This is a genomic window from Lysinibacillus macroides, from assembly GCF_001281525.1.
Taxonomy (GTDB): Bacteria; Bacillota; Bacilli; order Bacillales_A; family Planococcaceae; genus Lysinibacillus; species Lysinibacillus macroides.
On record NZ_LGCI01000005.1, the window covers coordinates 849387 to 862195 of the forward strand.

Below are 12809 nucleotides of genomic sequence, written 5' to 3' on the forward strand. Positions count from 1 at the left end.
GATTGATGAAAACATGGCTCGTGATTCTAACAGCTGCGGTAATTGGGTTAGGAGCATACAGCATTAATTTACATGGTGATAAAGAAAATTTACAGCGTACCGTGCTCGCACAATATACAGATAAGCTAACAGATGCATCTGAAAAGCTATCTCATCTTCAACGTGCGGTATCACAATCCTTACTGTTTCAAGACGAACAGGCTATTCACAGTGAGCTTGATTCAGTTTGGCGTTTAAGCTCGGAAGTTCGTTCTTCAATTGCTAATATTCCTATTGGGCAAGAGCTGTCGAATGAATGGTTAAACTATTTAGGGCGACTAGGCGATGAAGCAAGACGAACAGCAAAAACAGGTGATTATGTAGCGTGGCGTGAAAAAATGCCACAAATCTCAACGAATTTACAATCTCTGTCAGATGAATGGACAGCGGCAACCGTTGATTTTTATAAAAATGATGGCAAAATGGATATTTGGGTGCAACAAGTAGATCAGAAAAATCCAAATACTAACTTTGATACAGTAAAAGATACATTAAAGGGTTACGGAGAGAAAGATTTCCCGTTAACTTTAAGTGAATCAGATTATCAGAAAAAAATTGAGTTGAAAGCCTTACAGGATGCAGCGATAACAGAAAAAGAAGCAATTGAAAAAATAAAATATTTATTCCCTACGATAAAGGATGCTACATTTACTGTGACAAAAAGCAGTGATACAGCCCCATATCCCTTCTATCATATCCAATTTCATCAAGGTATTCGTTTAGGCTATGTTGATTTGACAGAAAAGGGGGGACATTTATTATCATATTTAGTAGAGCGTCCTGTAGATGAGGCACAGCTATCACAAGAGGAAGTTTTGAAAAAAGCACAGGCCTATGTGAAGAAACTAGGTATGGAAGATGTGGCTTATGTAGAATCACGTGAAAATCATCAAGCATGGCATGTAACCTTTGCACGGGTAAATCCAAAAGATCAAGCACTTATTTATGCGGATGGTGTGCAATTAAAAATCGCTAAGGATACTGGAGAGTTATTAGGGGCAAATGCGATGGAATATATTCAAGAAGAAAATATTAAACCGCAAACAGCCCAGCCAATTGACTGGAAAACGTTCTTCCAAGATGATGTGCATGTACAGGAAGTAAAAAATATTTATACAGATAATGGGCAATTTGAACAGCGTCTTTGCTATGAGGTCATTGCAATGCGTGATGACACAACACAGGAAACGTTTAGAATTGTGATTGATGCGGAACATCATAATGTTTTAAAAGTGGAATATTTAACGTAACGACAAGAAAATACTACCAATTTTTATAGCCAAAATAGGTGTATCATGAGATAATAAAGCCATATTTTTTGCGCGGGGAGATGCTCATGGAAATAAAAATTGGTACACAACTACAGCTCGAACCTACTTATACAGAGAAAATGGAGAGATTCAACTGTAAAGTACTTGAGCAAGAAGAACATATTCTTTATATTGATTATCCAGTTAATATGGCGACAAAGAAAACCGCATTTTTAATCGATGGCTCGGAATTTAGAGCGACCTTTCGTACAGAGACGAACCAATCTTTTGCTTTTAATACAGAGGTGATTGGTCGTAAGGCAGGCACGATTCCAATGATTATGCTACACTGCCCAAAGCCAGAGGAGTTTATTAAAATTCAGCGACGTGAATATGTCCGTGTTGAAACACCCGTAGATGTGGCTGTTCAGTTCCAAAATTATAAATATCAACTTGTCACAGCAGACATTAGTGCTGGTGGCTTGGCACTTACCCTAAAAGGAGAAGTAGCTTTCAATGAGGGTGATGAGGTCGACTTAACAATTGTCCTTCCATTTGCCAACAGTGATGTAAAATACATTATGACAGCGGCAACAGTAGTGCGTATTTTTGAAAAAGATCATAAACGCATTGTGACAATCCAGCTAACAGATACGGATGATGTGGATCAGCAGCATATTGTACGTTTTTGCTTTGAACGCCAGCTAGTCAATCATCGGAAAGAAACAGATCCCTTTTACTCATAAGTATTTTTCGAAAGCTCTCTCTAAGCAGAGGGCTTTTTCTAGGTTATATGGTACAATATGAAGAGACAGAAGTAGGGAAGAAGCGTTTCAATAGCCCACCACTTGAAGTGGGAGCTTGTAAAAATGACTAGCCTGAGTATTTATTTACTATGCTTTAACTGTTAAAAACAAAGTAAAGTTTAAATTTAAAGGAGAGAAGGCGATTCCTCTCCTCCCTATATGCTCACTTATAAGGAAGGGAAGGAATCATCGAATGAAGATGAAAAAGAATATTCAAATTGCCATAGATGGGCCCGCTGGTGCTGGCAAAAGTACAATTGCGAAAATTGTTGCGGAGGCACTTGGCTTTACGTATATTGACACAGGTGCCATGTATCGAGCAGTGACGTATAAAGCATTACAACAAAACATACATTTAGATGATGAAGAAAAATTAGCGGATATGCTCGCAGCAAGCACAATTGATTTAAAGCCCTCTCCACAGGGACAGCTTGTTTTCTTAGATGGGGATAATGTATCAGCAGAAATACGCTCAAATGAGGTAACTTCATCTGTATCACAAGTAGCTGCTCATGCAAAGGTGCGCGAGCAATTAGTGGAAGAGCAGCAAAAGCTTGCTGCGAATGGTGGTGTGGTCATGGATGGTCGAGATATTGCGACACACGTATTAAAAAATGCGGAGTTAAAGATTTTTATGTCGGCGACAGTGGAAGAGCGTGCAAGAAGACGCTTGATTGATAATCAAAAAAGAGGTATTGACGCCTCTCTCGAAAAGCTGCGCGAGGAAATTGCCCTGCGTGATAAAAAGGATAGTGAGCGTGAAGCATCGCCACTTGTTCAAGCTGAAGATGCCATATTTTTAGATACAACAGCCTTGTCCATTGATGAGGCAGCACAAGCTATTTTAAAATTAGCCCAAGAAAGAATGTGATTAATCCTAAAATTTCAGACATTTTTTGAATTTAAAGGATTTATTTTTGTCTTTGTCTTCAATATCGAATAAAATAGTAAGGGAAGATGCGAAGGAGGGTTACATATGTCTGAAGAAATGAACTATGCAGAACAAACATTTAACGAGGGTGATATCGTCAAAGGTATTGCAGAGCAGGTTGATGAAAAAGCAGTATCTGTATCAATTCCAGGTGCACCGTTTGATGGTATTGTGCCGATTAGTGAATTATCAAGCTTACACATTGAGAAAGCTTCTGATGTTATCTCCGTTGGGGATGAATTAGAATTGATGATTACAAAGGTTGAAGAAGAAAATTATGTACTATCCAAACGTAAAGTAGATGCGTTAAAAGCATGGGATACACTTGAGCAACAATTTGCTGCTGAGGAAGTTTTCGAAGCGGAAGTAAAGGATATTGTTAAGGGTGGTCTTGTTGTAGATTTAGGAGTGCGTGGTTTTGTGCCAGCTTCACTTGTAGAAGACTATTTTGTTGACGATTTTGAAGGCTATAAAGGGAAATCATTGAGCTTCAAAATTGTGGAGCTTGATAAAGACAAAAATCGCTTAATCTTGTCTCATCGCGCAGTGGTAGAGACAGAAAAAGCTTCTCAAAAGAAACAGGTTATTAATCAAATTCAAGCTGGCGATGTATTGGATGGAAAAGTACAGCGTTTAGCATCATTTGGTGCTTTTATTGATCTTGGCGGTATTGACGGTCTTGTGCATATTTCACAGGTGTCTCATGAGCATGTGAGCGATGTGAGCGAGGTTTTAACAGAAGGACAAGAAGTGAAGGTAAAAGTGCTTTCTGTTGACCCAGAGAATGAGCGCATTTCATTATCCATCAAGGAAACACTTCCTGGACCTTGGTCAAATATCGAAGAACGTGCTGCAAAGGGTACAGTGTTAGAAGGGAAAGTAAAGCGTCTTACATCATTTGGCGCCTTTGTAGAAGTGTTCCCAGGAGTAGAAGGTTTAGTGCATATTTCGCAAATTGCACATAAACATATTAATACGCCGCATGAAGCATTAAAAGAGGGGCAAGAGGTACAAGTTAAGGTACTAGATATTAATGCTGAGGAAGGTCGTTTAGCGCTAAGCATTAAGGAGTTACTTGAAAACCCTGAAGCTGAAGAAGTTGTGGACTATGAATTACCGGAAGAAAATACCGGCTTCTCATTTGGCGATGTCATTGGTGATCAATTAAAAAACTTTAAATAAGCAATGGTAGTGAGGATGCATAATAATGCATCCTCGCTTTTTTTTGTTGAGATGGAGGAGAGCAGTATAGTGGAATTGGTAGAAAGCTTCGAGGAGGGGAATAAAATGTAAAAAGTGGCGGATAGAAACTTCAGAGTGAAGGATAGCGCGATGAAAGTAGTGGAAAGCTCCGAACAGAAGGATAGAATGGGAAAATGACGGATAGAGCCCTTGAAGCGGTGGAATTAATAGAGCAATTTTTATGGGAATTGCCAAAATAAATATATTTAATAGGTTGACATTACCAAGAAATGTGATAAATTTAAAAATATTAATGATAATAGTTATCATTACTATTTATAGGAGTGGTATATATAATTTATTTATTCGTGTACTACTGTCATCAAATTGTCCCCTAAGAAAAGCTTCATTGTTTGAATAACAAATATACTATTTTTGCGAAATATAGTGGGAAAAGATCGAAATAAAATTATGATTAAAAACTATATAAAAAGAAAATATACAATATATTTACTATTTAAACAAATTATGATTATAACATCTATGGATAAATTCCATCTTATACATATCAAATGTTCTGATCCTCCTATAAATATGAAGGTTCCTAAAAATATTGAGCAAAGGGAGAGAGCAATTTTGTTAAAAAAAGTTTATTGTATTATTTTTGTCGTATGTATTTCATCTATTCTTGTGGCTTGCACTACTACAAAAGAAGAAAGTAGCGAAATAGCAGATGAGCTAGTCTATGCCACAGTAAAGGATATTAATGATATGAATCCCCATTTATATCCGGGCTCTATGTCAGCACAAGGCATGGTATATGAGTCTCTGGTAGAAAATACGGAAAAGGGTATTAAGCCATTATTAGCTGAGGATTGGGATATATCAGAGGATGGAACAGTTTATACTTTCCATTTAAGAAAGGGCGTTACATTTCATGATGGTGAGCCATTTAATGCTGATGCCGTGAAACAAAATATGGAGGCTGTACAAAACAATAAAGAAAAGCATGCCTGGATTAAATTATCAACCAAAATTGTAAGTGTAGATGTTGTAGATGAACATACAGTGAAATTAACATTATCTGAAGCTTATTATCCAACATTAGATGAACTAGCTATGACACGTCCATATGTATTTTTGTCACCAAAAGATTTTGAAAATGGAGAAACAAAAGATGGCATTAATGGATTCCATGGAACAGGACCTTATCAATTAGCGGAACATAAGGTTGATCAATATGCCATTTTTGAAGCGAATGAAAACTATTGGGCTGGTGCACCTAAAATTAAAAAAATTACAGCGAAAGTGCTTCCTGCTGGTGAAACAACATTACTAGCTTTACAAAAGGGTGAAGTGAATTTTATCTTTACGGATGATCGTGGTGCTGACAGCATTAATATGGAAGGAATGGAGCAGCTAGTTCAATCAGGGGATTATCAATTAATGAGAAGTAAGCAAATGAATACGAAGATGATTGTAGCTAATAGTGGTAACGGAGTTAGTCCTGTTAGTGAAAAAAGTGTACGAGAGGCAATTTGGTTTGCTATTGATCGTGAAACAATTAGTCGTGATATTTTTTATGGTTCTGAAGAAGTTGCTCATACACTATTCTCTCCTAATATTAATTATGCAAATGTGGCATTAAAGGAAAGAAGCTATGATATGGAGCGAGCAAAAGAGCTTTTAGAAGCAGCAGGGTGGACCGTAGACACGGAAGGAGCAGTACGTGAAAAAAACGGGAAGAAATTGTCGATGAAGCTATATTATGATAATAATTCGCCATCACAAAAGGCTCAGTCAGAATTAATTCAGCATTCGCTGAGCATGATCGGCATGGAGCTCGAATTAGTTGGTGAAGAATCAACATCTATTGCTAATAGAAGATCAACAGGAGAATATGATTTACTGTTCAACCAAACATGGGGGCTAGCCTATGATCCACAAAGTACAGTGGCTGCTTTTACGTCAGAGGCATCCTATTTACACGCAACAAAAGGAATTCCTAATACTGAAGAATTCTATCAAAATATTGATAGTGTTTTAGTATCCACTGATGAAGAAAATCGCAAAGCACTGTATAAGGATATACTAACAACCGTTCATGATGAAGCTATCTTTATCCCTATTACGAATGGCAATGTAACAGTTATTGCGCCTAAAAACTTACAAGGTATTTCGTTTAAACAAACACAATATGAACTGCCTTTTGAACAAATGTATTTTGAATAACGCATCTCAATTTGTCCTTTTATTGCCTAGTTACAGTTGGAAAGGAGTGACTTGAATGGGGATCTATATAATGAAACGGATGTTGATTACCTTGCCGCTTTTACTTGCAGTATCCTTTTTAACCTTTGTATTAATTAGTTTTTCTCCTATGGAGCCAGCCGAGGTGGTGTTACGTGCTCAGGAGGTTCCTGTCATTACAGAGGAGCTAATTGAACAAACAAATGAAAAATTGGGCTTTAATAAACCCTTTATTGTGCAATATTTTCATTGGCTTATCGCCTGTTTGCAATTAGATTTTGGCCAATCCTATGTCAAAAATGCGCCTGTCTGGAGTTTAATGGGACCTGCATTTATGAACACCTTCAAACTAACAGTGATTTCTTCATTCGTTATTATTGCCTTTTCGGTGTTATTTGGAGTGCTATGTGCTCTAAATGAACGAACAGCGGTAGATCGTCTATTACGTGCGCTATTATTTGGGTTTACAGCTGTACCGGCTTATTGGTTAGGAGCTATTTTTATCTTCGTTTTTTCGGTCAAACTTGATTTATTGCCAACAAGCGGAATGGATGGCGCAAAAAGCTATATTTTACCCGTAACAGTGATCGCTTTAGGTTATATTGGTCTTTATTTTAGAAATATTCGCAGTGCGATGTTAAATAATTTAAACGAGGATTATGTGCTTTATGGGCGGGCTTCAGGGCTACCAGAGAACAAAATTACAATGCATATTTTACGCAATTCTCTGCAAGTAGCTATTTCAATATTCTGTATGGCTATCCCTATAATTTTAGGTGGAACAGTAGTCATTGAAAATGTTTTTGCATGGCCAGGATTAGGCAGCTTAAGTATAAGCGCTATTTTAAGCAGAGACTTTCCTGTTATCCAAGCCTATGTATTGATTGTAGCTGTGGCATTTGTTGTTTTTAATATGATGTCAGATATTTTAAATGCCACATTCAATCCTCGAATAAGGGATGGTAATTGAGATGAATGTATTGAAAAACTTAAGTCAAGATAAGCTTGGTATCACCTCTCTTATTTTTATTGTAGTGCTGACATTCGTAGGCATATTTGCTCCATTGATAGCACCGAATGATCCTATCGCTGTGAATATGCAACTTCGTTATGCATCACCATCCTGGGAATATTTACTAGGTAATGATCATTTAGGGAGATGTATTTTATCGAGAATGCTTTATGGTATTCAACCGAGTGTGCTGTGGGTATTTGTTGCCTTGGCTGCATCCGTCTCCATAGGAGCTATAGTAGGTTTTATTGCGGGATATTTTAGAGGAAACGTAGATGCTGTGATAATGCGAATCTGTGATGTTATGTTGTCGTTTCCCGTCTATGTGATTGCTATTGCGATTGTTGCTATTTTAGGAGTAGGCTTGGGCAATATTTTAATTGCTTTTGTTTTGATGAAGTGGGCTTGGTTTGCGCGTATTATTCGAACATCTGTGATGCAATATGTTGAATTAGACTATGTAAAATATGCACAAGCAATTGGTATGTCGCATCCAAGTATTATAGTAAAGCATATTTTGCCTGTTACTTTTTCAGATATTGCCGTTGTAGCGAGTAGTTCAATGGGCTCCATGATTCTACAAATATCAGGTCTGTCTTTTTTAGGCTTAGGCATTAAAGCCCCGAATGCAGAGTGGGGAATGATGCTGAGTGAAGCGAGAGAGGTTATGTTTACACGACCAGAATTAATGATTGCACCAGGTGTTGCCATTGTAATGGTGGTATTAGCTTTTAACTTTTTATCAGATTCATTACAAGTGGCATTACATCCTCAATTACGCCAATCAAACCAAAGCCAACAAAAGCTGAAATGGTTTAAGGCACCAGCACAGCATGAAAAAGAGGTGGTGAAATAATTGATGAAGCTATTAGAAGTGAAGCATTTAAAGGTTTGGGAGGTGCAGACAGGGAATGTGATTGTCCATGATACCTCTTTTACATTAGAACAAGGTCAATGCCTTGCCATCGTAGGGGAAAGTGGCAGTGGAAAATCTGTTACAAGCCGTGCAATCATGCGCTTAAATAATAAAAACCTTCAGCAAACCGGAGAAATTTTTTTGAAAAATGAGGCGTTGCATTTGCTGTCAGAAAAGCATATGCAGCGTAAAAGAGGTAAAAATTTATGCATGATTCTACAAAATGGCATGACAGCTTTTGATCCATCTTGTTTAATAAAAGTCCATTTATATGAAACATTGCATACGCATTTTGGATGGAGTGAAAATGAAAGTGAACAAGCATTAATGCAAGTAATGGAAAAAGTCAATTTAAAAAATCCACAAGAAATTTTGCATAAATATCCTCATCAGTTGTCTGGGGGAATGTTACAGCGTATGATGATTGCTTTAGCCCTTGCCTTAGAACCAGATATTATGATTGCTGATGAACCTACAACAGCATTGGATACAATTTCGCAATATGAGGTTGTCCAACAATTCATTAACATACGCCAACAGATGAACTGTGCGATTATTTTTATTTCACATGATTTAGGCGTTGTGCGAAAAATTGCGGATAAAGTTTTAGTCATGAAGGATGGTGAGGTGGTTGAACAAGGCGATGTACAAGCCATTTTTGCAAATCCTCAGCATGACTATACGAAATATTTAATTGCAACACGTGGTGCTATTAACGATCATTTTAAAAAAGTGATGGGGGAGAATGTACCTTGTTAAAAGTAGAAAATGTGGATAAATCATATAAAACACATGGGTTTTTGAAGCAGCATAGACGTAAAATTTTGACAAATATTAACCTTGAATGTCAGCGTGGAGAATGCCTTGGGATTATTGGTGAAAGTGGAAGCGGTAAGTCAACATTAGGGCGGCTATTAATAGGTATTGAGCAGCCTGATTGTGGCGTAATTACGATTCACGGCAAACAAATTCGCGATAGAAAGCAGCGAAAGGGTCATGTAAGTGTAGTGTTTCAGGATTATCGTTCTTCGATTAACCCCTTTTATTCTGTTGAAAAAGCAATTTTAGAACCTTTAAGGGACTATAAGATGAAGGAGATTTCGGATGAATTACTGGATAGACTACTTCTTCAAGTTGGCCTATCGCCTGACTATAAATATAAATATCCTTATGAACTATCGGGCGGAGAAGCACAAAGGGTATGTATTGCTAGAGCCATTGCCACAGAGCCAACCTTTATCCTATTAGATGAAGCAATTAGTTCCCTTGATGTGTCTGTTCAATTACAGATTCTTGATTTATTGAAAACATTAAAAAGTGAGTACAATATGGGCTATATCTTTATTACTCATGATCTTCAGGCAGCGGCTTATATTTGTGATCGTATGATGATCTTTAAAGATGGTCAAGTGCAAGAAACAATTGCTACTAAAAATTTACCGAATGTTCAGTCATCCTATGCGAGGAAGCTACTACAGAATCTCATTACATTTTAAAGGGGAGAGTTATATTGAAAGGCGCTATGTCTTGGCCATTTTTACGCCTCTATCTATTAGTTCTTCTTTATTTTAGTGCTAATGCTATTTTAAATGTCATCATTCCTTTACAGGGGGAGGCATGGGGAGCAACGAATACAACAATCGGGCTGATTATGGGGGCTTATTTATTAACGACAATGTTCTTTCGACCATGGGCTGGTCATATTATTCAAAAGCATGGTCCAATTAAAGTGCTACAGCTTATTTTAATTGTCAATGGCGTAGCTTTGATTCTATATACATTTACAGGAGTAGGTGGATATTTAATTGCTCGTATAATGCAAGGTGTATCTACAGCTTTCTTTTCGATGGCCTTGCAGATAGGCATTATTGATGCTTTACCGGAAAAGGATCGTTCACAGGGAATTTCACTTTACTCATTGTTCTCATACATCCCTGGTATCATCGGACCAATTGTTGCCTTAACGATATGGCAGCAAGGGATGGAAGTCTTTTTCTTTGTAATGATTGGGATTGCTATTTTAACGGGTCTTGTCGGCTTTAGTGCAAAAATAGACTCTGTAAGGGCGCAACCTAAGGAGCAGGCTACAAGTGAAGACGTAGGCATTGCTACTTCATTTAGTGCGTTAGTCAAAAATCCATTTCTTTTTAAATGTAGTGTATTAATGCTTGTTGCTTCTATTGTATTTGGAGCTGTTACAACCTTTATTCCGTTGTATGCAAAAGAGGTTGAACGGGGAAATGCAGGTGTCTATCTAATGCTGCAAGCTGCGGTTGTTGTGATTAGTCGTTTTACCTTGAGAAAGTATATTCCGTCAGATGGAAGATGGCATACAGGCTTTATGATGGGCGCTATGTGTGTGCTGACAATAGCATCCTATTCAGTGAGTTTGGCAGTAAAGGGCGGTGTTGGCTTCTTTTATTTAGGCGCTCTTTTAATGGGAGTTGCTCAAGCATTAATTTATCCAACATTAACGACCTATTTAAGCTTTGTATTGGAAGAGAAAAATCGCAATGTACGATTAGGCTTATTTATTGCCATGGCAGATTTAGGGGTGTCCCTAGGAAGCGCATTAATGGGACCCGTTGCGGATGCATCCTCCTATTCATGGATGTATGGCATTTGCTCTATATTAGGCTTGCTGATGGTTGGATTTGCCTATGAACGAAGAAAAATATTTGTAGGGAAAAGCGTGTAACTGTAATTTACAACAATCATTTATTTTTTAAATGGATAATTCTATTATTTTTGTTTAATTATTATAGATACAAAAAGATTGTTGGTAGATGGAGGTTATGTATGAAACAGGAAGTAGAGTTTATTAAATTAAGTCCAACAAAGAATATGACAATCTTAGTGAAGACAGAATATGCAACAGATAAACATACACATATTGCAGCAAAAATGATGTCCTACGATCATGTACATGCAGAGCAAGTAGGATTTATACAAAAAGCCACAAATGACAAAGCACTAGCTAAACTTTGTATGGCTGGAGGTGAATTTTGCGGGAATGCTTGTATGGCCTTAGCTTGTTTACTGGTATCGGAACAGCCTCATTTGGAGGAGGTGATACTTGAAACTACAGGAACTGAGGAGCTAGTAAGGTGTAGAGTTGAGAAAAACTTGCACCACTATAAATGTCAAATCAATATGCCCACACCTATAAAAATTTGGCAAACAAGTGTAGAGAGAGCTAATTCAGATATAGATGATGCCATTATTTTTGTGCAGTATGAGCAATTTTTGCATGTTGTATTAAAAGTAAAATATTTTACCAGGCGTGTTGATTAACCATAATTATACAGGTTTCCAGTTGCCAACCTCTGCTGCCAGTCGAGTGTCTCTCTGATTTCCAAACGCCATTCTACCGGTAAGGCACCGCAAAGAAGCAGGCGTAAAAAGCCAGCGAACGATAGGGTTTTGCAGGAGGGCACTGAAAAAGTCCCTCAGGCACAAGTGAGAGAGTACAGGAACGAATATTCGTTCCTGTACTCTCTTTTTCTTTCGATGCCGTTGATTTCCATTGCGGCGGACGCGTTTCGCGGGCACGGCTCCATCCTTCTCCCTCGCTTTGCTCAGTCCGGGTGCTTCCGCTCGTGCTGTTCCCGCAGAAGTCGCCGCCTCCATTCCAATCAACTGGGACCACTTTCATCACTAGAAGGGTTTTCTTCTCGTATAATCTCACAAATTTCCTGTATAATTAAAGGACTAATAAAAGGTGGTGCGACCATGATTTCTAAACAGGAAACATTCAATTTAAGCCCGTACATGGCGTTGTACGATTTAATTATTCCAAAGGACAATATGCTTCGCCAAATCAATGAACTTGTGGATTTCTCATTTATTCTAGACGAACTAAAATCGAAATACTGTTTAGTTAATGGCCGTAACGCGATTCCACCGATTCGCATGTTTAAATATTTACTGTTAAAAGCGATTCATGACCTGTCGGATGCCGACCTTATCGAACGTTCAAAATTCGATATGTCCTTTAAATATTTTTTAGATATGGCACCAGAAGAGGAAGTGATCGACCCCAGTTCCCTGACAAAATTCCGTCGACTCCGTCTTCAAGATATGAATTTATTAGATTTACTGATTCAGAAAACTGTTGAAATTGCTTTAGAGAAAGGACTACTCCTTAGTAAAATGGTGATTGTCGACGCTACCCATACAAAAGCGCGATATAACCAGAAAACGCCCAAAGAATTTTTACAGGAAAAATCCAAAAATGTACGGAAAGCCGTGTATCAACTAGACGAAAACATGGTCGGAAAATTCCCTGAGAAGCCTGCGTCAAATGAAGTCACAGAAGAATTAAATTACTGTCGTCAAGTAGTTGAAGCAGTCGAAACACAATCAAAGGTTGCACAAATCCCGGCTGTGAAAGAAAAATTAAATGTTTTAAAAGAAGTGATAG

At 37.8% G+C, this 12809-nt stretch carries 12 protein-coding genes; all 12 read left to right on the forward strand.

Features of this window, described 5'->3' with window-relative positions; translation table 11 throughout:
• The first annotated feature begins 5 nt into the window (after positions 1-5).
• A complete protein-coding gene (locus tag ADM90_RS06990) occupies positions 6-1289 on the forward strand; it encodes a PepSY1/2 domain-containing protein (protein ID WP_053994297.1) in 1284 nt (427 codons plus the stop codon).
• Between the two features lie 86 nt (positions 1290-1375).
• A complete protein-coding gene (locus ADM90_RS06995) occupies positions 1376-2035 on the forward strand; it encodes a flagellar brake protein (RefSeq protein WP_053994298.1) in 660 nt (219 codons plus the stop codon).
• Between the two features lie 259 nt (positions 2036-2294).
• Entirely contained in the window at positions 2295-2966 is a 672-nt protein-coding gene (cmk, locus tag ADM90_RS07000) for a (d)CMP kinase (protein WP_053994913.1), read from the forward strand.
• 105 nt (positions 2967-3071) lie between these two features.
• Positions 3072-4208 (forward strand): 30S ribosomal protein S1, encoded by a 1137-nt coding sequence (gene rpsA / locus ADM90_RS07005; protein ID WP_053994299.1) that lies wholly within the window; start codon positions 3072-3074, stop codon positions 4206-4208.
• 633 nt (positions 4209-4841) lie between these two features.
• Entirely contained in the window at positions 4842-6440 is a 1599-nt protein-coding gene (gene cntA / locus ADM90_RS07010; protein WP_412176981.1) for a staphylopine-dependent metal ABC transporter substrate-binding lipoprotein, read from the forward strand.
• A 55-nt stretch (positions 6441-6495) separates the two neighbouring features.
• Positions 6496-7428: a nickel/cobalt ABC transporter permease gene (gene opp1B, locus ADM90_RS07015; RefSeq protein ID WP_053994301.1), complete on the forward strand. Its 933-nt coding sequence runs from the start codon at positions 6496-6498 to the stop codon at positions 7426-7428.
• A 1-nt stretch (position 7429) separates the two neighbouring features.
• The gene (gene cntC / locus ADM90_RS07020; protein ID WP_053994302.1) at positions 7430-8326 is read left to right on the forward strand and encodes a staphylopine uptake ABC transporter permease subunit CntC; all 897 of its coding nucleotides are present in this window, start codon (positions 7430-7432) and stop codon (positions 8324-8326) included.
• Positions 8327-8329: 3 nt separating this feature from the next.
• The gene (cntD, locus tag ADM90_RS07025) at positions 8330-9145 is read left to right on the forward strand and encodes a staphylopine uptake ABC transporter ATP-binding protein CntD (protein ID WP_053994914.1); all 816 of its coding nucleotides are present in this window, start codon (positions 8330-8332) and stop codon (positions 9143-9145) included.
• Positions 9139-9882: an ABC transporter ATP-binding protein gene (locus ADM90_RS07030; RefSeq protein WP_053994303.1), complete on the forward strand. Its 744-nt coding sequence runs from the start codon at positions 9139-9141 to the stop codon at positions 9880-9882. The genes cntD and ADM90_RS07030 overlap by 7 nt, the downstream gene beginning before the upstream one ends.
• Before the next feature lie 14 nt (positions 9883-9896).
• A complete protein-coding gene (cntE, locus tag ADM90_RS07035; protein WP_053994304.1) occupies positions 9897-11084 on the forward strand; it encodes a staphylopine family metallophore export MFS transporter CntE in 1188 nt (395 codons plus the stop codon).
• Positions 11085-11185: 101 nt separating this feature from the next.
• Positions 11186-11680, forward strand: coding sequence for a hypothetical protein (locus ADM90_RS07040; RefSeq protein WP_053994305.1), 495 nt, complete (start codon positions 11186-11188; stop codon positions 11678-11680).
• A gap of 438 nt (positions 11681-12118) precedes the next feature.
• On the forward strand, positions 12119-12809 hold a 691-nt coding region (locus tag ADM90_RS07050; protein ID WP_161804058.1), incomplete at its 3' end, for a transposase.

What these genes read in the sequence shown, in the direction of transcription:
- cntC (WP_053994302.1), top strand. Translation starts at nt 7,430, where the DNA reads ATGAATGTATTGAAAAACTTAAGTCAAGATAAGCTTGGTATCACCTCT.
- rpsA (WP_053994299.1), top strand. Translation starts at nt 3,072, where the DNA reads ATGTCTGAAGAAATGAACTATGCAGAACAAACATTTAACGAGGGTGAT.
- cmk (WP_053994913.1), top strand. Translation starts at nt 2,295, where the DNA reads ATGAAAAAGAATATTCAAATTGCCATAGATGGGCCCGCTGGTGCTGGC.
- ADM90_RS07040 (WP_053994305.1), top strand. Translation starts at nt 11,186, where the DNA reads ATGAAACAGGAAGTAGAGTTTATTAAATTAAGTCCAACAAAGAATATG.
- ADM90_RS06990 (WP_053994297.1), top strand. Translation starts at nt 6, where the DNA reads ATGAAAACATGGCTCGTGATTCTAACAGCTGCGGTAATTGGGTTAGGA.
- ADM90_RS06995 (WP_053994298.1), top strand. Translation starts at nt 1,376, where the DNA reads ATGGAAATAAAAATTGGTACACAACTACAGCTCGAACCTACTTATACA.
- opp1B (WP_053994301.1), top strand. Translation starts at nt 6,496, where the DNA reads ATGGGGATCTATATAATGAAACGGATGTTGATTACCTTGCCGCTTTTA.
- cntD (WP_053994914.1), top strand. Translation starts at nt 8,330, where the DNA reads ATGAAGCTATTAGAAGTGAAGCATTTAAAGGTTTGGGAGGTGCAGACA.